The organism is Natronosalvus vescus, assembly GCF_023973145.1.
Taxonomy (GTDB): Archaea; Halobacteriota; Halobacteria; order Halobacteriales; family Natrialbaceae; genus Natronosalvus; species Natronosalvus vescus.
Genome location: NZ_CP099546.1, coordinates 1,932,000 through 1,954,481, shown reverse-complemented (window position 1 = coordinate 1,954,481; position 22,482 = coordinate 1,932,000). Strand labels below are relative to the sequence as shown.

The window sequence follows — 22,482 nt, the reverse complement described above, 5'->3', positions numbered from 1 at the left end:
CCTGCGTAGCCGGTCGCAATGACCACCCCGGAGGGATCCGCGCCGGCCACCCGCGAGCGACCACAACTCGAGGGAACCGTCTCGAGTCGCTCGACGGCCACAGATCGGCGAGAGTCCCTCGAGTGGACGGTCGAACCTGCGACGACTCACACCGGTCGCTGGGTGCTGTACGGGCAGGTCGCCGCCCTCGAGGGCGCGCTGGGACTCGCGGCCCTGCTCGGCGTGGCAAACCTCGCGATCACCGGCGGCGTCTGGGCACTGCTCGCGCTCGCGATGGTGAGCCTCGCCGCAGTCCTCGCCTGGCGGTACGGGTTCGCGGCCGCACCGCTCGAGCGCTGGCGACCCGGCGGTGCCGGCTGGGGGCTCGAGGCCGACCAGGTGGCTGGCGCGTTCGTCCTCGGAGTCGTCGGCTATGCGGCCGTGCTGGCGACACTCGGCCTAGTGACCACGGGAATCGTCGCACTTGCGGCAACAGCGGCAACCGGCGCCGCAGCGAGCGTCGTCGGCAACGGCGCTGCGTCGGGACGACTCGAGCCCGGGACTGGAACTGGAACGACACCTGGATCGCTCGCCTTCGCCGGCCGCGACGTCGACCTCAAGGACATCCCGACCGCCAGAACGACCGTCGTCGGCGACCTGGTCGTGATCCGTCTCGGCGGCGATCGTGCGCTGGATCGGTTGCGCTGGCTCGCGGTTCCCGAACCCGCGGCCGCCGATCTCGTGGACGCCCTCGAGCGTGTCGGCGTCCGCGTGCTTCCGCTTTCTGACACGCTCGAGCGCCGCACGTGGGGCTGGATCGATCCCCGACGGCTCGAGCCGACAGATCAACAGCTGGTGATCGTCGGTGGAGCGACGACCGTCGCGGGTCTCGGGCTCCGCTGGGGACTCGAGTCCGGCCTCCCGTGGCTGCTCGGGAGCGGACTCACAGCCATCGGCCTCATCGGGGTGACGCTCGGCGTGGCTCGAGCGCTCCGAGCGCGCTGGCGGGTCGATTGAGGGGGTCGAGCACTCAGCTTGTGAGTGACACCGCGCTCAGTCACGAACCACGCCACCACAGCACACACCGGAAAGACACCGTTATTGCGCCAGCCCCGATAGCCGAACCCAGATGATTGCGTCGCGGGTTGCGAGCGTCGCGCGGGCCGTCCGGCTGATCGGGAGCGTCCGCCATCGCGTCGAGCTCCGCCATCGACGGAAACACCCGCAACTGGTCGCGGCGGTACTGCTCGGGGCGACGTTCGGCACGCTGTTGGTCGTCGGCTCGGTTCCGCTCCCGGTGGTCGGCTCCCTCTGGCCCGAACCCGGCGCGTATCACTACGGCACGATTGCGGCCAACGAAAGCGACCTCGTCCTCGCCCTCGCCCGGGAACTCGCCGCCATCGTCCTCGTGGCCACCGCCGGCCTGGGGGCACTGAGCGCCACGACGAGCGACGACTGGGAACAGCCGCCCGTCGAACTCGTGACCGCGGTCTCACTGCCCGTCGCGATCGCCGGCGTCCTCGTCGACGAACTGCTCGAGAGCAGCTGGTTCGTCGGGCCGGTCGTCCTCGGCGGCGTCCTGGCGTTCACCGTCGGAACGGGCGAACCCCTGTCGATCCTGGGAGCGGCGGTCGGCGGCGGCGCCATCCTCGTGACTGGCCTCTTGATGGGCACCGCGGTCGGGATCGCCCTCCGGGCGTCGATCCGACGGTCGCCGCGGCTGTACGCCGCCCGGTACGGCATCAGCGTCGTCGTCCTGTTCGTCCTGTTTCTGGGACTCTCGCTCAGCCGCACCGCCGGGAGCACGCTGGCGGCGACCCCGCTCGGCTGGTACGGCGATCTCCTGCTGGCGACGACGCCGGCGCTCGAGGCCGTCCCGTCACGAGCCGTCCTCGCCCTGACCGGCACGCTCGTGGCCGTACCGCTGGCGGTCGCGCTCGCGGTCGTCGGCGCCCGTTCGCTCTGGTTCGCCGAGGCGGTGCTCGACGACGGCACCGTCGGCGACGGCCACCAGGGACGGTTCCGGCGGCTGCTCGAGGCCGGCCTCGAGCGCCAGTTCGGCCGCGGAACCGCGGGTGCCACCCGCACCGTCTGGCATCGGATGCGTCGATCTCCCCGCGCGATGGTGTACGTCGTCCTGCCGCTGGCGTTCGTCGGCCCGGTCACCGTCGAGGTGTCCTCGACCGCGCCGTCGCTGCTCCCCGCGCTCGTCAGCGTGTACGTCGCCAGCGCCGTCGGCCTGGGCACCACGCTCAATCCCCTCGGCAACGAGCGGGTCGCCCTGCCGCTCGTGCAGACGACCCCTGGAGGCGAAGACGCCATCCTTCGCGGGCACGCCCTCGCCGCACTGGTTCCCGGGCTCCCGATCGTCCTCGCGGTCTCGATCCTGATCGGAACCGCCGTCGGCTACCCGACCTGGACATTGCTGACGTTCGCCCTCGCCATCGCTGCGGTGACGATTGGAGGTATCGGGCTGTCGCTTGCACTCGGGGCGTACCTGCCGAACCTCGAGGGCCCGACCGAGGCCTCCCTCGCCCCGCCGGAGCTGTACGCCATGCTGGCGTATCTGGCGGCGATGGTCGTCCTCTCGAGCCCGCTGTTCGTCGGGTTCGGAACGGGTGTCGCGCTGGTACCGGTGGGCGCGGCGGTGACGGCCGGTGTCAGCGCACTCGTCGCCGGAAGCGTCGGCGTCGGCGGCTATCGCTACGCGCGGCGTCGGCTCGAGGCGTTCGAAGAAGGGAGTGTGTGACGGTTTGACCGGAGTCGTTTCGGCGGCTCAGTCCGCGGTCGAAATCGCCGCATCGCCGTCGATAGCCTCGGCAGGAACTGTCCCGTCGTCGTTCCAGCCGCGCTCCTCGTAGTAGGCGTCGAGCGCGTCCTCGAACCCATCCAGTTCGTAGGGCAGGCGGTCGTCGGCCCGATCCATCCCGCGCTGGTTATTGAAGTGGCGTTCCATCGCGACGACCTCGCCCCCGATCTCGAGCAGGTCGTCGTAGTCGGCATCGAGCAGGGTCTCGAGGCGGTCGGCGTCGACGAAATCCCGGGAGAATTTACACAGCACCGCGCTGTCTTTGATCACGTTCAGGTTTTCCTTCTCGACGACTTTGGCGGGCTTTCCATCCAGTCCCTCCTTGTCCAGAGCCTGCTTCTCGTCGACCAGCGGATACTCGAGCGAGTAAAACTCTGCGTACATGTGATCGGCCCCGCGGTTCGAGGTGGCGAACGCCAGCCCCTGGCCGTTGAGCGTCCGTCCGTCGTGAGCGGGGAACTCCATGCCTTTGACGCTCCAGTCCTCGACCTCGAGGTCGTCGTGACAGCGGGCGACGCCCTCCGCCAGGGTGTCGCCGATGCCCTCGCGGTGGGCGATCTGCTCGACGGTTTCGTGGATCAGGTCGACGTCGCCGAAGGCGTCCTCGCTGGCCAGATACGCCGCGACCGTGTCGCCACAGGAGATGGTGTCCATCCCGAGTTCGTCACAGCGTTTGTTCGAGTGCATCACGTCCACGATGTCGTCGACACCCGAGTTCGAGCCGAACGCCATTACCGTCTCGTACTCCGGGCCTTCGGTCTCGAGGCCGCTCCCCTCGTCGCGCGTGGGGAGTTTGCAGGCGAAGGCACACGCCGAACAGGTGCCTTTCTTGTACTTCTTCTCTTCGACGCGGTCGCCGCTGATCCCCTCGGCACCCTCGAACGAGAGCTCCGAGAAGTATCGGGTCGGCAGCGCGTTGACGGTGCTCGCGAACTCCGTCATCGAGGACGTCCCCTGGCGTTTCATGATGTGGTCGCTCTGGGCGGCCTCCCGGTGGACGTCCATCTGGATGGGCGGAATCTCGACCGCGGGCGTCGAGTCGCCGTCGAAAGTGATCGCCTTCACGTTCTTCGCCCCCAGGACGGCTCCGAGGCCACCGCGGCCGAACGCCCGCTCGCGCGAGGTCATGAGCGAGGCGAATCGAACCCGGTTCTCGCCGGCCGGCCCGACCGTGACGGTGTGTTCGGCCGCCAGGTCGTGTTCGTCCTCGATGTAGGCACAGATGTCGCTCGTTTCGGCCCCCTCGAGGTCGGGAACGGCCTCGAACTCGACGCCGTCGTCGCGGACGTGGACGATCACGAGGTCGTCGCTTGCGCCCGTGATCTCGACGGCCCCGTACCCCGTCGCGGTGAAGTTCCGGGAGAGGAATCCGCCGGCGTTCGAGGAGAGCAACCCATCGGTCAGCGGCGATAGCGCCGTTGCCGACATCCGACCCGTGAAGCTCATCGTCGCGTGCTGAAACGGGCCGGTAGCGAAGTACAGGCGGTTCTCGGGGCCGAACGAATCCGCGTCGAACGGGATCCGATCGTAGGCGAGTTTGGTACCGACAGCGCGGCCACCGACGTAGGACTCGAGCACGTCGTCGATGGACTCTGTGGTCGTGGTTCGCTCGTCGAGGTCGATCGAACAGAGCGATCCCCTGGCGTGGATCATGGGATACTGTGCGATACCGGCGTGCAAAACGATACCGGTCGCCCGACCGGCGAACTAACGGGCCACGAGTCGCAGTCGGAACGTCACTCGTCGTTTCTCTGAGTTACTCCGCGGTAAAGTGGTCGACGAGCAGCCTCGAGACCGCGTCCGGGCGGTCGTGGGTGATCCAATGGCCGACGTTCGGGAAGCGCTCGAGTCGGCCCGATTGACAGTGTTCGATGCTCTCGAGAGCCATCTCCGATCGCAGGGCGAAATCCTGTTCGCCCCAGATCACGAGCGTCGGCTGGGAAATCCGTTCTCGCGGTGGGGTGTCCTGGTTCTGGTACCGGAACGAGGCGCGATACCAGTTGAGCATCGCCGAGAGCGCGCCGGGTTGTGACCAGGCTCGCCGGTACGCGTGTCGATCCGCAGGGGTGAACGATCCCGGCTCCGCCTGGTCGGTCATCGCTGTCCACAGCGCGTCGTACTCGTTTCGACTGAGCACCCACTCGGGGACGGCCGGGAGCTGGAAAAAGAGTATGTACAAGCTCTTTCGAATTTGTCGCCAGTCCGATCGCAAGTGTGAGCGGAACACGCTTGGATGCGGCGCGTTACAGATCGCCAGTCGGTCGACGACCCCGGGATAGCGCAAGGCGACATCCCAGGCGACGCCGCCGCCCCAGTCGTGGCCGACGACGTGTGCGGACTCCTCACCGAGCGCCTTGATCAGCGCCCGGACGTCCCGCGAGAGCGTCTCGAGACGATAGGAGGCGATTCTATCCGGTTTCTCGCTCAGGTTGTAGCCGCGTTGATCCGGCACGAGGACGCGGAAGCCGGCGTCGACGAGGGGCTGGATCTGGGCGTGCCACCCGTACCAGAACTCCGGGAAGCCGTGCAACAGGACGACGAGCGGGTCGTCCGGCGACCCTGCCGTCACGGCGTGGAGTTCGACGTCGGCACCGGGGAGGTGTACCGAGGTGACGTCCATTCCGGGACGCAAGGAAGCGTCAGTGTGCTGGCCGCGTGTCATCTATGCGGGACGTTTTGCGATACAGGAATATAGTCGTCACCGCCAGCTACGTGCCCACGAGTGTGGGTGACCGACAACGGACGAAAGACGACGAACAACGAAGTTGCTACCCGGCAACCGAACGTTCCAATCACCCCACTCGAGGGGGCGAGTCACACCGCTGCCCGGATGCTCGTACCCCTCAGCTCCCGGCCGCACTCGCCCCGTCGTCCAACGGTGCCAGGGCGATACGGCCGTCGCTCGAGATCGTGACGGCGAGTCCGTTGCTCTCGAAATAGAGGTGCTGGTGGCCGGGATGGTCGATCACCGATTCGAGAGCGGGTGGGTCGACATCGTGGTAAATCGGTTCCAGATCGGTCGGCGTACACGAGAGCGTCGTGGACATTGCATCGACGACCGACAGCAAGGCGCCACGGTCGTCGACGGTGAACTCCTCGCTCTCGGTGTCCGAACCGATTCTCGTTGGCAATGGGGTGGTGTCAGGGTGCCTCATGACTGGGTAAGTTTGGAGCGACACCAGGATCAGTCGTCGTACTTCTGGTGGTCTCCGCTGTCCAATTTCACACCGACCGTGGTGTTAAATTCGACGGTATATTTCTTCGAAAAACCAGACGGTTATCACTGATCGGATGTTGTGTTTCAATCGATAGTTGTGCAGAAATCGAATTTGTTACATAAATAAAACAGCGTTGGCCACGGCAGGCGATCGAGTTCGAGTCCAGATGTGGGTTCATCCTGTCGCTGACTCGAGAACCACTCGCGGGGTTCGGATGCGTATCGATCGCTCGAGCGTCGGGCGAGTCAGCCCAGTCACGGCCGGTTAGTCCGCCCGTCGGATTCCTGGGCTTCCTCCTTGCGTTCTATTGATCGCCACTTCGGTCGCAACTCGGCGGTCACTACCCGAGACGAAGAAGTGAGGAGACCTGGTGTGGTCGCCCCTGCCGGTTCCATCGATCCAACTCAGCCAAACGTGACCGTTTCGGCCTCGCTGGCGTACTCCGCATAGAGCGATTCGGCCCACTCACGGGCCGCAGGATCGGTCGACTCGACGAACGCACGAGCGATCCCGTCGTCGTCGTGGGCAGCCATCCCCATCCGGTCGTCAAAGAGGAAGAGTTCGAACGGGACGTCGTCGGTCATGTGTAGTCCAAACCGGCCTGTTTCGAGCGCTTCCTGGGCTTGGTCGTAGTATTGCTCGGCCACGACGCCGATAATTTCCTGATCGAAGATCACGTCGATTTCGGTGCCGTTCAGCATCTCCCGAAGGGCGACGTCCACGTACAGCGGCGAGATGATACTCGAGAACATTCGCAGCGAGTCGGTACGTTCGATGAGATCCGTAATGCGCTTGGCACCAACGTGTGCTTGCCGGTGTTGTGACTGGGTGACCGTCACGTCGGTAAACCGCTCGAGCGGGATGTCCGTTACCTCGCCATTGAGCGTATTCAAAAACGGTTCGAGCCGTTGGGCAGCCTCCAATTTTGTACGCAACGTCTGGAGTTCCGCCGCGACGACGGTGCCGAGGCCGGTATGTTCGATGTGTTCGTTAGGTTTCTCGACCAGGTCGTGTTCCTCGAGCGATTCGGTCACCCGGTGGACGGTCGAGCGCGCCATCGACAGTTCGTCTGCGAGCTCGCGTACCGTCTGTGACTCCTCGAGCCGTTCGAGCAGTTCCGCGCGACTCATGACCGTCGAAACGAATTCCCTCGATCCATCCGTGTTCGGTCTGTCACTCATTGATACCCTCCGTGTAGTCGATGTGCAGCGGTGTTCCAGCCGTCATTTGTGCCCCCGACTGACCAGATGACACTCGAGCAGCGTTTCCAATCCCCCTAATAGCGCATCGACGTCGACGCTCTCGAGTGCCGGTGCGAGACGTTTGATCTCCTGATAGTGTGTATCCCACTGATGAAGAAACCGGGATTCGATCCCTGCGTCGGCGATGGCGTCGATACACGCCTCCGTCGTTTCAGCGTCGTCGCCACACGCACGCACCTGCTCACGTGAAACCACACCGTCTTCCAGCGCGGCGATCACGACCCCCGAACTGTAATCACCCTCACGAAGTTCTCGCTCCCAGGTCGTCACCCAGTTCCCGATGCGAGCCATCATCTGTGCGCGCCTCGTGATCCGGCGAAGCGAACCGATTTCGTTTCGATCGAACGCTGGCCCAAAGCAGAGATCGATGTCGGCGTAGGTGAACAACATCATGTTGTAGCTGTCGTAGGCCGTGATCGACTCCACCGTCGCCAGCTCGAGATGGCGGTTGACGAGCGCAGAGTACTCGATCGCGGTGTGTGTCTGCGCGATGTCGAACAGGAACACGTCCTCGAACGTCGACCCCCGTGGGGCGCTCTCGAGGGTCGCCATGACGCGTTCCCAGACCGCGACTGCGAACGCGACCCGATCCGCGTCGACGGCCGGATCGTCGATATCGGGCTCGAGGTGATCGAACGGGATCTTCGACGCCTCTTGGAACGTTCGCTGATCCTTCGCGGCCTCGGCGAGGTCGTCAAGAACGACGACGTACATCGACGCCAGGAACTTCACCTCGCGAACCTGCTGGCTGGCATCCGGTTCGACACAGGAGAGTTCGATCGTCGGGAAAACGTAGTACAGCCACTGCCAGAGGAACCGGTCTCGCTCGCCACCGACGGCCTCGTACGCGTCGATAACCTCAGTCAGGTGCGCAGGCAACGAACACCGGTCGATGTTCTCGAGGTGCGATGACTCCGTGAGGTCGATGTCCGTGAGTGGCATGGGATTGAGCAGTTGATGGACGATCAGTTGCCTGAACGAGCGAACCGAGCGTATCGTGGCGGACGTTCTCGTTGAATCGGACAGGGACGGGAGTGGTGACGGTCGCTTCGTCCCAATGGCACCCACGTGTTCGCGATAGGCGTCGATTCGATGACTGTGATCGGTACACACAATCCCGCCAGGGAACCCATTAAATGTTCCCGTTTGTTTACGGTAACAAGTGCCGGAAATCCGACGAGAACGGGTCTCATCCACCAGGTGAAGGGCGATCAGTGGAGCGCGTTCGGTGGCTCCGGCAATCGTCCCTGATCCTCGGGATCGTGGTGGACGATGACGTCTGCATCGGCCTGCCGCGCCCGCGTTTCGATCGCCGTCAGCGAATCGATCGACTCCTCGAGCGACCACGCGAACGCAGCCACGAGCCCCTGTTCGTAGCCGACGCGGCTGTTGGCCGCGTCGCCAGCGAGGATCACAGTACCGGATTCGAGGCGAACCTCGACGGACTGGTGGCCGGGGCTGTGGCCCGGCGTGGGGAAGGCGACGATGCTACCGTCGCCGAAGACGTCGTACTCCCCGGTGACGGCGACGACGTCGGCGTCGAGTCGACGGAGGTGGTGGAAGTCCCCCTCGAGGTAGAAGAGACGCTGGGCGCCGTCGGGCCAGAACGCGTACCGGAGTTCGTCCTTCTGGACCACGACGGTCGCCTCGGGGAACGCGTCGAGGTTCCCCGCGTGATCGGTGTGCAGATGGGACATGACGATCGTGTCCACGTCCGAGGGCTCGTAGCCGAGGTCGGCGAGGTGTTCCGTCGGCATCTTCCCCGTCGAGAGATCGAGTGTGTCGACGAAGTCGACCATATGTGGCGCACCCTGTGGGCCGTAGGACAGCGGATCCTCGGCCATCTCGTGGCTGACCCCGGTGTCGACGAGGACGAGTCCCTCCGGGTGCTCGAGTAGGTAACACGGACACCAGCCCGGGAACGGTTCACCTGGCTGTTGCAGTTGGGTTGCTGCACTGTAATCGAGCGTCCACGTGGCGGTGTTCAGACGGTAGAGTTTCTCGACCGGCATACGCGCTCATTCGACTCGAACACGATGAAGATATGGTACCGTTCCGCTTCCGCTTACGTTCTCGTACCCGGACAGGCCGGACAGCACCGGTCACACGACTACCCATCCTCGTCAGCGCTCGAGTCGGCGGTGAGAGCCCGGACGTACCCGGCGACACCGACGGCAAATGTTCTCGAACCCTGATACCACAAAGCCGATGTGCTGCGACGGACAGCGGTGCGTATGAAACGACGAGCGTACCTCGTCGGCGTTGCCGGACTCTCCACTGCCGTGGCCGGCTGTACGACGCTGTTCGGAGACGACGAATCCGACCGAGACGTCGATCCAACCACGGCACTGAACCGAATCCCGAACGCCGCCGTGTCCGACGACCGCGAGCTGTACATCACGGCCGACGCCCCCGCGGCTCTCGTCGACGTCGACGACTACGCGCTTCGAGAAGCCGTCGGCGAATCGGTCTCTGGAATCGAGGCCTCGCGAGTCGACGCCCGCGCGATGATCGACCCCTATAGAATCCTCGTCGGATCGTTCGACGCCGCGGACGTGACAGAGCTGCTGGAGGTCACCAGAGACGGAACTGTGGGATCCTTCGACCGCGTCGTCGAGGACGACGGGACGGCACACGCGGTAGGCGAGGACGAGGCGATTCTCCGCACCGTCGGCCAGTCCGACGACACCATCAGCCTCGAGTCGATCGCCGACGCGAGTGACGGTTCCGATCGCCTCCTCGAGCACCACTCGGTCGTCGAACGCCTCTGCGATCAGATATCGACGGACACGCACGTCGAGATGTCACTCACGCCGTCGAACGACGAGTGGCACGGTTTCGGTGTCGGCTACGAGGTCGACTCTGAGGAGTCGACGGCAACCCTCGTGATGGTGCTCACCGACGCGGGACGCGGCCTCGAGGACGACGCTGTTCGCGACCGCTTCGCGTTTCTGTTCCCGGGCGACCTCGCCACTGACGATATCGAGCGAAATGCCGACCTCGTGACGGCTCGGACGGCGATTCCGACGAACGACATCTGATGGGTGCCGATCAGCGCCAAGAAACGACGTGTGCGTCGGCCGGGTCGAACCCGACTCGAACCTCCCCCGAGAGGGGTTCGCGCGTCCGTAACAGCAACTCCTGGCCCTCCCACTCGAGGTGGACGCGAGTGGTCTCGCCGAGGAATTCCGCGCTCTGAACGGTCGCGGTGAGCGGGTTCGTCTCGGGCTCGAGCGAGAAGTGTTCCGGGCGGACACAAAAGGTGAGGGTGTCACCGAGACTCGGGACGTCGTGGCCATCCACCGTGAGAGCGAACTCAATTCCGGAGACGGTGACACGAGCAGACGACTCGCCGCCTCGCTCCTCGACGCCGACGACCGTCCCGTCGAAAACGTTGTTGTCGCCGACGAAATCGGCCACGAACCGGGTCGCTGGCCGCCGATAAATTTCACGTGGTGGGGCGATCTGTTCGGGGGCACCCGCACGCATTACTGCCACGCGGTCGGAGATTGCCAACGCTTCCTCCTGATCGTGCGTGACGTAGACCGTCGTAATGTCGAGTTCCTGCTGGATCGCCTTCACCTGCACCCGCAGGCGCTCGCGAAGCTGGGCGTCGAGGGCGCTCATCGGCTCGTCGAGGAGGAGAACGTCAGGCCCAGGCGCAAGCGCACGGGCGATGGCGACGCGCTGTTGTTGCCCCCCGGAGAGCTGATCGGGCTCCCGATCGGCCATCCCCTCGAGGTCGACCAACTCGAGCAGATCTGAGACGCGTTGCTCGTCCGAGACGTTACCCGGCGGGTCGGCAAAGTTGAGGCCGTACGCGATGTTCTCGCCGACGGTCATGTGGGGGAAGAGCGCGTAGTTCTGGAAGACGACGCCGATGTCGCGATCCTCCGGCGGGACGTCTGTGACGTCCTCGCCGCGGAAACGGATCCGACCGGTTGTCGGGTGCTCGAAGCCAGCGATCAGACGGAGCGTCGTCGTCTTCCCACAGCCCGAGGGGCCGACGAGCGTGAAGAACTCCCCCTCGCGGACGCGGAGGGTGACGTCGTCGACCGCCGTCGTCTCGGCGTATCGTCTGGTGACGCCCTCGAGGGAGAGGGCGATCGGCGTCCTGGACTGGGACTCGGCCTCGATTTCGGTCTCGGATTCGGGTGCCGGTGACTCCACGGATTCGCGTGTAACTCGCCGCTCAAAGGCCATAGCTCTCACCCCCGAGACGGTCGATGATGACGAAACTGATCGAGGTAACGACGAGCAAGACGACGCCCATCGCCGTCGCCGGGCCGAGTCGCCGGCCGATGAACCGCTCGATGGCGACCGGCATCGTGTACTGGTCGGTACCCGTCGCGAGGATCACCGTCGAGGAGAACTCCCCCATCGAGATGGCCAGCGCGAACGCCGCTCCGGCGACGACGCCCGGCCAGACCAGCGGCAGTTCGACGTCGATCAACGCCCGCGTTCGCGAGGCACCGAGCGCGCGTGACGACTCGAGCAAACTGGGATCGATCGACTCGAGGCCCGGGGCGACGGTGCGGACGACGAACGGGTAACAGGCGACGGCGTGGGCGGCGATAATCGCGACCGCGCCGGTGACGGTGATCCGGTAGTCACCGACTTCGAATCCGAACACGGGGCCTCGGAGGAGGCCGATGCCGACGATGATCCCCGACACGGCGAGCGGCGCCATGGCGACGACGTCGATGAGCTTCCGGCCGCGATACCGTCTTGTCGTCAACACGGAGATCACGACCCCCATCGGCAGGGAGATAGCGAGGGCCGCAGCGGCGAACAACAGGGAGTTTCGGATCGCCGGCCAGGGTCGAGCCTGGTAGGCAGCGCCCGTCGCCTGCCGGTCGATCAGGAACTGGTAGTGTGCGAGCGTAAAGCCGCCGGTTGGGCCGGCGACGCTTCGGTAGATGAGGCTCAGAACGGGGGAGACGAACACGAAGAGTGCGATGACGCCGTAGATCGCCAGGCCGAATCGTGGCGTCAGTTCGCGCACGGAGAGCGACGGCGGGCTGAGCGACTTGCGGGGCAGCGGTCGAACGCCACGCGAGCGAACCGTGTGTTTCGCCTCGTACCGGAGGTAGCCGTAGAGCACCCCGAGCGAGATCACGAGTTCGACGATGGCGAGTGCGGCCGCCTCGGCGTAGTTGAGATCCTGGATCAGCTGGTAGACGAACACCTCGACGGTTGCCAGCTGGATCCCCCCGAGCGCGAGCACGATGGGGAACGTCCCGAAGGTGAACACGAACGTCAGCGCCGCCCCCATCAACGCTGCGGGGTACAGTTGCGGGGCGACGACGTCCCGGAACGCCCGAAACGGGCTGGCACCGAGGCTGCGGGCCGTCTCGATCGCGCTCGCGTCCACCGACTCCCAGGCCGCGGTCGTCACCCGCGCCACCAGCGGCGCGTTGTAGAACGCGTGGGCGATGAGGATCGCCTCGAGGCTGAACATGAGCGAGACGGGGCCAAGCCCGAACGCGCCGAGGACGGCGTTGAGCGTGCCGTTCTGTCCGAACGTCGCGACGAAGCCGACGGCGACCATGATCGACGGCAGCACGAACGGCAAGATCGTCAGCGATCGCAGTGTCCGACGTCCCCGGAACTCATAGCGTGCGAGGAGGTACGCCATCGGCAGCCCCAGCGCGAGCGAGAGTAGCGTCGAGAGAAACGCCTGGTAGGCGGTGAAGCCGACGATCCCCAGCCGACGGTCGCTCGAGAGTAAATCCTGACCCACCGCCAGTGGAGACTCACCCGCAATGAGTCGGGCGAAGTCGCCGAAATAGAACGGATTGCGCAGGAGATCGGCGAAGATAGCGAGCGTGACGACCCCCTCGACGACGATGGACTCGACGAACACGGTCGCAACGGGGTAGTAGAACATCACCAGCAGCAGTAGCGTCGTCACGACGGCGCTGGCGACGATGGCCCGGCGCTCGAGGCGGTCGCGGACACGGCGTGTGCGGGTTCGTGGACGGCCATCGCTTCCGGCGTCGGTGACCCTCGCAGTACCGGCGGCGGTCGGTGCCGAAACCGACGGATCGTCAACTGGCTGCGAACGATCGGATTCCGAATGTGGGTCGGAGGCGGTCACGTCACCACCTCGAGCGAACTCGATAGCGAGTACTCCACCGACCGCGAGCACGCCGCTCGAGTGGCGCAACCACCACCACTAACACGACTTCGACCGAACGGCCGATCATGACCGTATTCGCACTGCTCCGTGTCACGCCCATCACCGAAGACGATATCACGCCCGACGTGGCCGCCGCCATCGAGGCCCTCGAGGCGTACGACGTCACCTACGAGACGACGCCCATGGCGACGACGCTCGAGGCCGACGACGTCCACGAACTGTTCGCCGCGTGTGCGGCGGCCCACGAGGCCGTCGACCGCGGACACGTCCAGACGCTCGTCCAGGTCGACGACAAACGCGAAGTCAAGCTGACCGCGAGCGACAAGGTCGACGCTGTCGAGGGCGAACTCGGGCGGGAGGCGACGAGCGAGCGCCGGGGAGAGTGAACGGGGGTCGAAGGGGGCAGACACCATCCCTCAGTTCCCGACCACTGTCCGACCCCAGTCGTCGAGCCAGCCCGAAAGGTTGCCGCTGAGTTCGTCGTAGTCGAAGAACACCGGCTCGTCGGGGAGTTCAGCGTACTCCGCGTACACTTCGGGGAGTTCGGTTTGCTCGTTGACCGGGTCGGTGACGTTGCGCTCGGCGATCACCGCCTGCACCTCCGGTTCGAGGACGAAATTCATGAAGTCATAGAGGAGGCCGTCGTCGCTCGCGTTGGCGAAGCGGGCCATCCCCGAGTAGTTGGTGTACGCCTGGTTCTCGAGGAACGACACCTGGTGTTTCTCGAGGTCGTTTCCGGCGCGCTTTGCGTACACCCGGTCGTTCGAGTAGGAGACGACGACCGGAATTTCGTCCTCCTGGAACTGCGTGTAGACCTCGCTCCAGGAGTCGAGCACGCGGGTGTCGTTCTCGAGTAAGTCCTCCCAGTACGCGAGGTAGCCGTCCTCGCCGAACTGGTTGATCGTCCAGAGCATGAAGAGCAGTCCGGTGGTACCACGCTGGGGATTCGAGACAGCCATCTGACCCTCGTAGGCGGGGTCGAGCAGGTCGTCGAACGATTCGGGCTGGGCGACGTTGCGGCCGTCGTAGACCAGGGCGCAGTGGGTTCTGAAAATCGGGATGACCCGGCCCTCGGGGTCGAACTCGTGTTCCTCGCCGACGTCGGCGGCGTGCTCGAGGCGCGAGCGATCCGTCTCGATGAAGAGGTCGCCTTCGGTGTTCTCGTCGGCGCGGACGAGTTCGTGCGGGCTCACGCCCAGGTAGAGGTCGGGTTCGATGTCGGCACCCTGGTTGTGCCGTTCGATGTAGTGGGTGAGTTCCTGCTCGGGAGCGTGCCACTCGAGGGTAGCGTCGTAGCGGTCTTCGAACTCCTCTTTGATCCAGACGCCGGGGCTGTCACTCGGCGCGTCGATGAAGGAGTTGTAGGTGGCGACGTGGAGGGTGTCGTTATCGCCGTTCCCATTCCCTGACTCGTCGTCCGACGTATCCTGAATGCAGCCGGCGAACCCGACAGCGGTTCCGCCTGCGACACCAGTGAGAAACGTGCGTCGTCTCATTACCGTGTGGTCGTACCTGGTGGTACGTAAGTCGCGCGGTCTGGGTCGGTGGGGTGAAACAGCCTCGAGAGCCCCGTTCAGCTGCAAGACCGCCGGTTACCTCGGTCGAGCGCCACGTGAACCGCGGCCGCTCCCCACCCCCATCACTCCACGACCGATTCGGCCACCCTCGAGGGCAGCTTCTCACCCTGGGGAAGCCACGACGGCTCCGCCAGATCGAGCCACCCCAGCTCCGACAGCGTCCGCAACGCGTAGAAGTTCCGGCTCGCGGGCACCGCCTCGAGCAGTGCGTCGTCGACGGCGCCGTCCCACGCCAGCGGATGGCTGCCGGGCTTGCGCCAATTCGAGCGCGGGGCGAGAAACGCGGGCTCCCAGTCCCCGTCGCGTTCGGTGAACTGATGCGCAGGGGTGTGGCGAACGAGGGAGAGGAAGCGGTCGGCGGGCTCGAGCGTCCGGTCAGTCAGGGCAGCCCGGTCGTGGGGAACGCCGGCGACCCGCCAGTAGATGGCCGTGGCGAGGTCGGCGTGGAGTCGTTTCCCGCGCCGATCCGCCAGCGGGATCGATTCCCACGCGCGAACGTACGCGGGATCCCACAGCGGCAGCCACCACTCGAGGCCGGCGTCCTCGTACACCCGGAGGTCGCCGTTGGTGAACGTCGACATCCGGCCGCGCCACTCCCAGCGCTCGTAGGCCGCGGCGGCCGTCTCCGGTGAGGAGATTTTGTTGGCGTCCCGGTCGCCGAGAAGTCCGCGGCGGATGCGCTCGCGGGCCGCCCGTCGAAACCCGGCGTCCTCCCACTCCCAGAGCGCGTAGTGACGCTCGAGAATGTACTCGGTGAGCGCCTCGACCGTGGGCTCGATCTGCGGGACGGTGCTGTCGGCGTCGTCGGCGTCGACCGCCGGCCCACAGCCGACCTCGCCCACTTCTGTGTCGCTTGGCTCCTCGCCGACGAACCGCGGCAGGCGCTCGCTCGGCGTCGCGACGGTGTGGCCCGGACAGTAGAGCGCGTCCTCCGGGAGGCGGCCCGCCTCGAGTAGCCCCCGGACGGCCGGCCACTCGGCGAGGAACGGGAGGGCGTCGCCGCCGAATGCCCACCCACGATAGCGGCGGCCGGCTTCACCGTGGTACCACTCGCGCCACCGTTCCCGCGAGTAGGGGTAGAACTCCCAGCGAATCCCCAACTCAGCGGCGACCTCACGGCTGACCTCCACGTCGGGGTGGCCCGACCGGCCGAACGTGAAGGCGATTACCTCCCGGCCACGCTCGACCAGCGCCGCCGCGAGCAACCGCGAGTCGAACCCACCCGACAGCGGGAGGACGACGGGGCGGTCGCCGGCGACGGCCTCGAGGCGCTCGAGCGCGGTTTCGAGGCCCGCCTCGAGCGGCGACAGATCGTCGTCCGTACACGAACCGAGGTGGGCCTCGTTGGCCGCCGGCCAGTACTCGCGGTACGATCGGCGGGTTACCGACCTGCGGCCGTCACGGTCACCAGCACCATCGTCCGATGCGAGTTCGACGACCTCCCCCGGCTGGACGGCGAACACGCCACGCCAGATCGTCTCCGGGCCGGTCACGTACCGCGTCAACAGAAACTCGCGCTCGGTGATCGGATCTCGAGGCGCGTCCACGCTCTCCCGAACGGCCCGACCGCGGTCGCTGACGACCTCGCCGCCGCCGTCGTAGTAGAGCGGGATCGAACGCGCGCCGTCGGCCACCAGGTACGTCCGATCCGCCCCGTCGAGGTCGACGATGGCGGCGAAAAATCCCTCGAGACCGGCCGCGCAGTCGGCGACTGCCTCGAGGGAGGACGGGACAGTCCCGGACTCGAGTACTCGAGCGAACCGTGCGGCGATGGCCGGTGCCTCGAGGAGCGAGTCCCCCTCGAACGCCCGGCCGCGAACGGCGACGCCACCGAAACGAACCCAGCCTTCGTGGTGGAGCGCCACCTGCATACACGTCCTCGGTCGTGGTTCTATATAGCGGTTGGGTGTCATACAGATACGGAGTGGGTCAAAAGTACTGTTTTTGAAGTGTATTGGTTCGGAAATCGAACCATGTCTTATCCTCGAGGAAACGGAGAGTACGGATTCGTGCGTATGTTCAGCCGCGAATATCGCACCAACTGACAGCCGTCGGTCTCACTGCTCGCGACGATGACACTGCGTGGTCTGACACCGAAGGATGGTGGTGATCGGAGACGCTCAGTCAGCCGGCTCTGTCGGCGTGTCGGCCGACCGCTCCGGGTAGATGTCGGCGACCTCCTGGTTGAATTTCTCGAGGATCACCCGGCGCTTCTTCTTCATCGTCGGCGTTAGCATCTCGTTTTCCTCGGTGAACTCCTCGGAAACCAGCTGGAACTGCTTGATCTGCTCGTGTTTCTCGAAGTCCTCGTTGACGGCGTCGACTTCGGCCTGCACCAGCTCGTGAGCCGCCTCGCTGTCGACGATCCGTTCGTCGTCCGCGAGCTCGAGTACGTCCCGCAGGTACTGGAAATTGGGAACGATGAGCGCGCCGACGAACTTCTCGCCGTCGCCGACGACCATGCACTGTTCGACCACCTGGCTCTGGGCGAAGCTGTCCTCGATCGGTGCCGGGGCGACGTTTTTACCCGTCGAGAGCACGAGCATCTGTTTCGAGCGCTCGTGGAAGACGAGGTAGCCGTCCGAACGGATGGTGACGATGTCACCGGTGCGGAACCAGCGCCCGTCCTCGTCCTCGAAAAAGGCCTCGGCGGTCTTTTCGGGTTTATTCCAGTAGCCTCTGGCCACGTGTGGCCCCTGGACGAGCAACTCGCCGGTCTCGCCGACGGTAGTCGAGGTGCTCTCCTCGGGGACGACGGTTTTGTCGACTTTGAGCTCACAATCGAGGACGGGGACGCCGATGGTGCCGATTTTTGGCTCCTCGGGAGGGTTCGTCGTGACGACCGGCGACGTCTCGGTCAGGCCGTACCCCTCGTAGATGGGCAGGCCCATCCCGTGATACAGCGTACACAGCTCCGCCGAGAGCGTTCCGCCGCCGCTGACGAGGAACTCCACGTTGCCGCCCAGGGCCTCTTTGACCTGCGAGAAGACGAGTTTGTCCGCGATCTTCATCTTGAGTTTCAGGCCCGTTCCCGGGCTGTCCGCACGGTAGTAGTCCCGGCTCACGTCGGTCGCCCAGTGGAAGATCCGCTCTTTGACCGACGACTCGCTGGCCTGCTCGCGGATGGCGTCGTAGATCTTCTCGTACACGCGCGGGACGCTCGTCGCCGTCGTCGGGCCGACGAGCTGGAAGTCCTCCTTGAGCGTGTCGGAACTCTCGGCGTAGGCGACACAGCCGCCAGCGGCGAACATCACGAAGTGACCGGCCGTCCGCTCGAAGACGTGCGCCAGCGGCAGGAACGAGACGGTCTGGGTGTCGCCATCGATCGACGGCGACCCCGCCGGCTTCCCCGGCCGCGGCCCGTACCGACGGTACACCTGATTGACGTTCGTCCGGAAGTTGCGGTGGGTCAACTCGACCCCCTTCGGCTGGCCAGTCGTCCCGCTCGTGTAGATCAGACTCGCCAGGTCGTCCGGCGTTCGCTCCTCGAGCCAGTCTTCCACGGCGTCCTCGCCGCCCTCGCCGCGTGCGTAGACCTCCGCGAGCGTCACGATGTCGTCGCGGTCGTCGTACCCCTCGAGGTCGTCCATCGAGACGATGAACTCGAGGTCGAGGTCGTCCTCCACCTCGAGCACCCGCTTGAGCAGTTCCTCGTTCTCGACGACGACGCCGGTCGCACCGGGATCCTCGAGCAGGTATCGCACCTGCCGGGATGAGGAGCTTCGATACACCGTCGTGACGACCGCGCCCGCCGAGAGCAGGGCGAAGTCCGACTGAGCCCACTCCAGGCGTGTGCCGGCGAACATCGCGACCCGGTCGCCTGCCGCGACGCCGAGGTCGCGAAAGCCCGCAGCCAGCGTGTTGACGATCGCGCCCATCTCGTCGTAGGTAAGCATCGCGTAGTCGCCGGTGGGGGCCGGATCGAACGCGACCCCCGCGAGCGATCGGTCGTAGATGCCGCCTTTATATCGCTGGGCAGGTTTCCCGTTGTTTCGCTCGACCGTTTTCGCGAACATCTGGCCAAGCGTGTCCACCTCGAGCACCTCGTCGTCGAACTGTCGTTCGGATTCCCGCCACTCCATGGTATGGGCATCCAATGCACACGATAGCTCTTGAACTATTCGGTCGTTCAGAGTGTTTCGACCCGCTCAAGGGTGATCGCTCGCTCGAGAATCGGTTGAGTGAGGATGGGTGTGGATGAGTGGCTCTCACTGTCGGACGAACCGGTGACGGACGAACGACCTGTCTGGAAAAGTGGGATTACTCCCGGAGTTGACGGGGTCGAGCATCACGGCCTGTGTTTTCCCCTGGTGATGAGAAGGAGGCCACAGACGAGCAACGCCACCGGGAGCGCGTATTCCCACAGGAGAACGAGGGCAGCCAGGACGCACATCGCTCCCAAAGAGAGGAGAAGGATGCCACGTTCCGTCGCACTGATCATATCCGCTACACCTGTCGTGAAAATGTATAATTACCGTTCTTACACACCCGCATAGATATCCTCGACCCGATCATCGAACCGCTCGAGGATCACGCGACGCTTCTTCTTCATCGTCGGCGTCAGCATCTCGTTGTCCTCGGTGAACTCGACCGGGACGAGGCGGAACTGCTTGATCGTCTCGTGGCGCTCGAAGTTCTCGTTGACGCGGTCGACTTCCTCCTCGACGTACGAGCGAACGCGCTCGTGTTCACAGACTGCTTCGGCCTCTGCGGGCAGGTCGATCCCCGCCTCGTCAGCCCACTGGCGGACGTGCTCGAGGTTCGGGACGAGCAACGCGCCGATGAACTTCTCGCCGTCGCCGACGACCATCGCCTGTTCGACGACTTCGCTGGCGGCGAAGGCGTCCTCGATGGGGCCGGGAGCGACGTTTTTGCCCGTCGAGAGCACGAGAATCTGTTTGACCCGCTCGCGGAACTCGACGTAGCCGTCGGGTCGAAGGTGGACGATGTCGCCGGTGCGGAACCAGCGCTCGTTCCCGTCCTCGAGGAACGCCCGGTTGGTCGCGCTCGGCTTGTTCCAGTAGCCCTCGGTCACGTTCGGCCCCTGGACGAGGAGTTCGCCCACCTTGCCGGGGTCGTCGAAGACGTCCTGGTCTGCGACCGACTCGTCGATCCGCAGGGTGACGTCCGGGAGCGCCGGGCCGATGGTGCCGATTTTGGGCTCCTCGGGCGGATTCACCGTCAACACCGGCGCGGTCTCGGTCAGGCCGTACCCCTCGTAGATGGGGAGGCCCATCCCGTGATAGAGGGTGCACAGCTCCGCCGAGAGGCTGCCGCCGCCGCTGATGAGGAGTTCGATGTTCCCTCCGAGGGCCTCCCGAACCTGGGCGAAGACGAGGCGGTCGGCCACCGCGTGTTTGGCCGCGAGGACGCCACTCGGCTCGTCGGATTCGGCGAACTCGCGGCCGACGTCGGTCGCCCAGTGGAAGATCCGCTCTTTGACCGACGACTCGCTGGCCTGCTCGCGGATGGCGTCGTAGATCTTCTCGTACACGCGCGGGACGCTCGTCGCCGTCGTCGGGCCGACGGCACCGAAATCCTCCTTAAGCGTGTCCGGATCCTCGGCGTAGGCGACGCAGGCCCCGCTAGCGAACATCAGGAAGTGGCCGGCCGTCCGCTCGAAGACGTGCGCCAGCGGCAGGAACGAGACGGTCTGGCTGTTCTCGTCGAGAACGGGCACATCGTCGGCCTTGTCGGGACGGGGGCCGTAGCGCTTTCGGATCTGGTTGATGTTGGCCCGGAAGTTGCCGTGGGTAAGCTGGACGCCCTTGGGCTGGCCCGTCGTCCCGCTGGTGTAGATCAGACTCGCTAGATCGTCCTGCTCCGGTTCGTCGACCCACGTCTGGTACGCCTCGAGATTGAAGGTCTCCTCCCCGCGGGCGTGGACGTCCGCCAGAGTCAGAATGTCCTCGCGGTCGTCGTACCCCTCGAGCGCGTCCATCGTGACGATAAACTCGATGTCGAGGGCGTCCTCCACCTCGAGCACCCGCTCGAGGGCGTCCCCGTTCTCGACGACGACACCGGTTGCGTTGGGGTCGTCGAGCAAGTACTGCACCTGACTGGCCGAGGAACTCTTGTAGACGGTGGTGACGACGGCTCCCGCCGAGAGCAGGGCGAAGTCCGCCTGGGCCCACTCCATGCGCGTGGTGGAGAAGATGCCGACCCGGTCGCCTGTCTCGACGCCGAGGTCGCGGAAGCCGGCCGCAAGGTGGCGAACGATCTCGCGCATCTCGGTGTAGGAGATCCCCCGGAAGTCGCCTGCGGGCGCGGCAGGGAGCACCTCGTCGGTGAGTGAGCGGTCGTACACGCCGCCTTTGTACCGCTGAGCCGGTCGATTCGGGTGTCGGTCGGCGGTGTCCTCGAACAGCCGACCGAGGCTTGTCTCGGCGATTACCGCGTCGTCGTACTCGCGTTCTGCGTCCCGCCAGTTCATATGCTCGAGCGAGGGTCTCCCGGGCGATAAAACGTGAGGGAACTGCTTGGCGATTGCCGCCGGTTTATTCTGGGGTTCCGTTCAAGCCGACCGGAACGCCCCGCCGTCGACGACGATCGATTCGGCGGTCACGTAGCTCGAGAGGTCGCTCGCGAGGAAGGTCGTGACGTTGGCGACGTCTTCCGGTTTCCCGAATCGACCGAGGGGGATCGTCTCGAGCGTCGCTGCTTCCTCATCGGTGCCGACGATGGGGAAGTCACTCGTCGTCATTTCCGTCTCGATCACGCCGGGATGGATCGCGTTGACCCGGATGCCGTGCTGGCCGACCTCCGCCGCGAGGCTGTAGGTGAGCATACGGATACCACCTTTCGCCATGCTGTAGGGGGTGAGGTTCGCGTAGCCGGCGATACCCGCGACGCTCGACATGTTGACGATCGAACCGCCCTCGCCGCGCTTGAGCATGGCCTCGACGGCGGCCTGACAGCAGGTGTAGGTGCCGTCAAGGTTGATCTCGAGGAGTCGGTCGTACTCGTCGGGATCGATGTCCTGAATTGGGGCGGTCGGCCCGACGATGCCGGCGTTGTTCACCATGATATCGAGGCCACCGAACTCGGTTGCGGCGGCGACGGCGGTGTCGACGTCGTCTCGACTGGTCACGTCGCACTCGACGAACGTCGCCTCCGCCTGGGTCGCGGTATCCTCGCGAATCAGTTCGTGCGTCGGCGTCCCGCCCTCGCGGGGTTCTTCCTGGATGTCGGCGACGACGACGTCAGCCCCGTGGCTGGCGAACGTGTGGGCAATTTGGCGTCCGATTCCGCTGGCTGCGCCGGTGACGACGGCCGTCTTCTCGGCAAGGAGCGCTGTCATAGGCGCTCGAACCACGAGCAGGGGAATAAACGCAGATGGTGGTTCCCAGCTGACTGGACTGAGGGGGTCGTTGTCCTCGTGTGTCGTCGAGAACGAGGCGACCGGCGACCCAAACCCGAAGTTCCCGAACGACGTTCGAGTAGCCGCCTCGAGCAGCTACCTCGAGTGGATGCCACCGAGAACTGCCACCCGGCC

The 22,482-nt window shown here is 65.3% G+C and carries 17 protein-coding genes; 4 read left to right on the top strand and 13 right to left on the bottom strand.

Annotated features, from left to right (window positions below; genetic code table 11):
* Window positions 1–18: 18 nt before the first annotated feature.
* Window positions 19–996, top strand: a complete 978-nt coding sequence (locus NGM68_RS09405) for a hypothetical protein (RefSeq protein ID WP_252697832.1) — start codon at window positions 19–21, stop codon at window positions 994–996.
* Between the two features lie 112 nt (window positions 997–1,108).
* Window positions 1,109–2,728 carry a hypothetical protein gene (locus NGM68_RS09400; RefSeq protein ID WP_252697831.1) on the top strand — a complete coding sequence of 540 codons (1,620 nt, stop codon included), beginning with the start codon at window positions 1,109–1,111 and terminating at the stop codon, window positions 2,726–2,728.
* Window positions 2,729–2,755: 27 nt separating this feature from the next.
* Here the strand turns inward: NGM68_RS09400 and NGM68_RS09395 are convergent, their stop codons facing one another.
* The 6 genes from NGM68_RS09395 to NGM68_RS09370 all read right to left on the bottom strand — a co-directional run bounded on the left by NGM68_RS09395 (window position 2,756) and on the right by NGM68_RS09370 (window position 9,280).
* Window positions 2,756–4,441: an aldehyde ferredoxin oxidoreductase family protein gene (locus NGM68_RS09395; protein ID WP_252697830.1), complete on the bottom strand. Its 1,686-nt coding sequence runs from the start codon at window positions 4,439–4,441 to the stop codon at window positions 2,756–2,758.
* Window positions 4,442–4,544: 103 nt separating this feature from the next.
* The gene (locus NGM68_RS09390) at window positions 4,545–5,450 is read right to left on the bottom strand and encodes an alpha/beta fold hydrolase (RefSeq protein WP_252697829.1); all 906 of its coding nucleotides are present in this window, start codon (window positions 5,448–5,450) and stop codon (window positions 4,545–4,547) included.
* A gap of 181 nt (window positions 5,451–5,631) precedes the next feature.
* Window positions 5,632–5,919, bottom strand: coding sequence for a HalOD1 output domain-containing protein (locus tag NGM68_RS09385; protein WP_252697828.1), 288 nt, complete (start codon window positions 5,917–5,919; stop codon window positions 5,632–5,634).
* A gap of 491 nt (window positions 5,920–6,410) precedes the next feature.
* Complete coding sequence (locus NGM68_RS09380) at window positions 6,411–7,187, bottom strand: helix-turn-helix transcriptional regulator (RefSeq protein ID WP_252697827.1); 777 nt, start codon at window positions 7,185–7,187, stop codon at window positions 6,411–6,413.
* Between the two features lie 42 nt (window positions 7,188–7,229).
* Entirely contained in the window at window positions 7,230–8,210 is a 981-nt protein-coding gene (locus NGM68_RS09375; RefSeq protein WP_252697826.1) for a hypothetical protein, read from the bottom strand.
* A gap of 269 nt (window positions 8,211–8,479) precedes the next feature.
* Window positions 8,480–9,280 carry an N-acyl homoserine lactonase family protein gene (locus tag NGM68_RS09370; protein ID WP_252697825.1) on the bottom strand — a complete coding sequence of 267 codons (801 nt, stop codon included), beginning with the start codon at window positions 9,278–9,280 and terminating at the stop codon, window positions 8,480–8,482.
* Between the two features lie 222 nt (window positions 9,281–9,502).
* Between NGM68_RS09370 and NGM68_RS09365 the strand changes: the two genes are divergently transcribed.
* On the top strand, window positions 9,503–10,309 hold the full coding sequence (locus NGM68_RS09365; RefSeq protein WP_252697824.1) for a hypothetical protein: 807 nt from the start codon (window positions 9,503–9,505) through the stop codon (window positions 10,307–10,309).
* Between the two features lie 10 nt (window positions 10,310–10,319).
* Here NGM68_RS09365 and NGM68_RS09360 read toward each other — a convergent pair whose 3' ends face one another.
* Both NGM68_RS09360 and NGM68_RS09355 read right to left on the bottom strand, forming a co-directional pair.
* Window positions 10,320–11,471, bottom strand: a complete 1,152-nt coding sequence (locus NGM68_RS09360; RefSeq protein ID WP_252697823.1) for an ABC transporter ATP-binding protein — start codon at window positions 11,469–11,471, stop codon at window positions 10,320–10,322.
* Complete coding sequence (locus NGM68_RS09355; protein WP_252697822.1) at window positions 11,461–13,368, bottom strand: ABC transporter permease; 1,908 nt, start codon at window positions 13,366–13,368, stop codon at window positions 11,461–11,463. The genes NGM68_RS09360 and NGM68_RS09355 overlap by 11 nt, the downstream gene beginning before the upstream one ends.
* Before the next feature lie 107 nt (window positions 13,369–13,475).
* On the opposite strand from NGM68_RS09355, the gene NGM68_RS09350 reads away from it, so the two are divergent.
* Complete coding sequence (locus NGM68_RS09350) at window positions 13,476–13,796, top strand: thiamine-binding protein (protein WP_252697821.1); 321 nt, start codon at window positions 13,476–13,478, stop codon at window positions 13,794–13,796.
* Window positions 13,797–13,826: 30 nt separating this feature from the next.
* Here the strand turns inward: NGM68_RS09350 and NGM68_RS09345 are convergent, their stop codons facing one another.
* The 5 genes from NGM68_RS09345 to NGM68_RS09325 all read right to left on the bottom strand — a co-directional run bounded on the left by NGM68_RS09345 (window position 13,827) and on the right by NGM68_RS09325 (window position 22,287).
* Window positions 13,827–14,906 carry a thiamine ABC transporter substrate-binding protein gene (locus NGM68_RS09345; RefSeq protein ID WP_252697820.1) on the bottom strand — a complete coding sequence of 360 codons (1,080 nt, stop codon included), beginning with the start codon at window positions 14,904–14,906 and terminating at the stop codon, window positions 13,827–13,829.
* A gap of 143 nt (window positions 14,907–15,049) precedes the next feature.
* Window positions 15,050–16,858, bottom strand: a complete 1,809-nt coding sequence (locus tag NGM68_RS09340) for an asparagine synthase-related protein (RefSeq protein ID WP_252697819.1) — start codon at window positions 16,856–16,858, stop codon at window positions 15,050–15,052.
* A gap of 249 nt (window positions 16,859–17,107) precedes the next feature.
* Window positions 17,108–19,069, bottom strand: coding sequence for an AMP-dependent synthetase/ligase (locus tag NGM68_RS09335; RefSeq protein ID WP_252697818.1), 1,962 nt, complete (start codon window positions 19,067–19,069; stop codon window positions 17,108–17,110).
* Between the two features lie 398 nt (window positions 19,070–19,467).
* Window positions 19,468–21,420, bottom strand: a complete 1,953-nt coding sequence (locus tag NGM68_RS09330; RefSeq protein WP_252697817.1) for an AMP-dependent synthetase/ligase — start codon at window positions 21,418–21,420, stop codon at window positions 19,468–19,470.
* Window positions 21,421–21,501: 81 nt separating this feature from the next.
* Window positions 21,502–22,287 (bottom strand): SDR family oxidoreductase, encoded by a 786-nt coding sequence (locus NGM68_RS09325; protein ID WP_252697816.1) that lies wholly within the window; start codon window positions 22,285–22,287, stop codon window positions 21,502–21,504.
* Between the last annotated feature and the right edge of the window lie 195 nt (window positions 22,288–22,482).

Excerpts from the sequence above, each read along its gene's own strand:
- NGM68_RS09370 (WP_252697825.1), bottom strand. The coding sequence starts at position 9,280 with ATGCCGGTCGAGAAACTCTACCGTCTGAACACCGCCACGTGGACGCTC.
- NGM68_RS09325 (WP_252697816.1), bottom strand. The coding sequence starts at position 22,287 with ATGACAGCGCTCCTTGCCGAGAAGACGGCCGTCGTCACCGGCGCAGCC.
- NGM68_RS09380 (WP_252697827.1), bottom strand. The coding sequence starts at position 7,187 with ATGAGTGACAGACCGAACACGGATGGATCGAGGGAATTCGTTTCGACG.
- NGM68_RS09390 (WP_252697829.1), bottom strand. The coding sequence starts at position 5,450 with ATGACACGCGGCCAGCACACTGACGCTTCCTTGCGTCCCGGAATGGAC.
- NGM68_RS09365 (WP_252697824.1), top strand. The coding sequence starts at position 9,503 with ATGAAACGACGAGCGTACCTCGTCGGCGTTGCCGGACTCTCCACTGCC.
- NGM68_RS09400 (WP_252697831.1), top strand. The coding sequence starts at position 1,109 with ATGATTGCGTCGCGGGTTGCGAGCGTCGCGCGGGCCGTCCGGCTGATC.
- NGM68_RS09405 (WP_252697832.1), top strand. The coding sequence starts at position 19 with ATGACCACCCCGGAGGGATCCGCGCCGGCCACCCGCGAGCGACCACAA.
- NGM68_RS09360 (WP_252697823.1), bottom strand. The coding sequence starts at position 11,471 with ATGGCCTTTGAGCGGCGAGTTACACGCGAATCCGTGGAGTCACCGGCA.
- NGM68_RS09345 (WP_252697820.1), bottom strand. The coding sequence starts at position 14,906 with ATGAGACGACGCACGTTTCTCACTGGTGTCGCAGGCGGAACCGCTGTC.
- NGM68_RS09350 (WP_252697821.1), top strand. The coding sequence starts at position 13,476 with ATGACCGTATTCGCACTGCTCCGTGTCACGCCCATCACCGAAGACGAT.
- NGM68_RS09375 (WP_252697826.1), bottom strand. The coding sequence starts at position 8,210 with ATGCCACTCACGGACATCGACCTCACGGAGTCATCGCACCTCGAGAAC.
- NGM68_RS09395 (WP_252697830.1), bottom strand. The coding sequence starts at position 4,441 with ATGATCCACGCCAGGGGATCGCTCTGTTCGATCGACCTCGACGAGCGA.
- NGM68_RS09330 (WP_252697817.1), bottom strand. The coding sequence starts at position 21,420 with ATGAACTGGCGGGACGCAGAACGCGAGTACGACGACGCGGTAATCGCC.
- NGM68_RS09340 (WP_252697819.1), bottom strand. The coding sequence starts at position 16,858 with ATGCAGGTGGCGCTCCACCACGAAGGCTGGGTTCGTTTCGGTGGCGTC.
- NGM68_RS09335 (WP_252697818.1), bottom strand. The coding sequence starts at position 19,069 with ATGGAGTGGCGGGAATCCGAACGACAGTTCGACGACGAGGTGCTCGAG.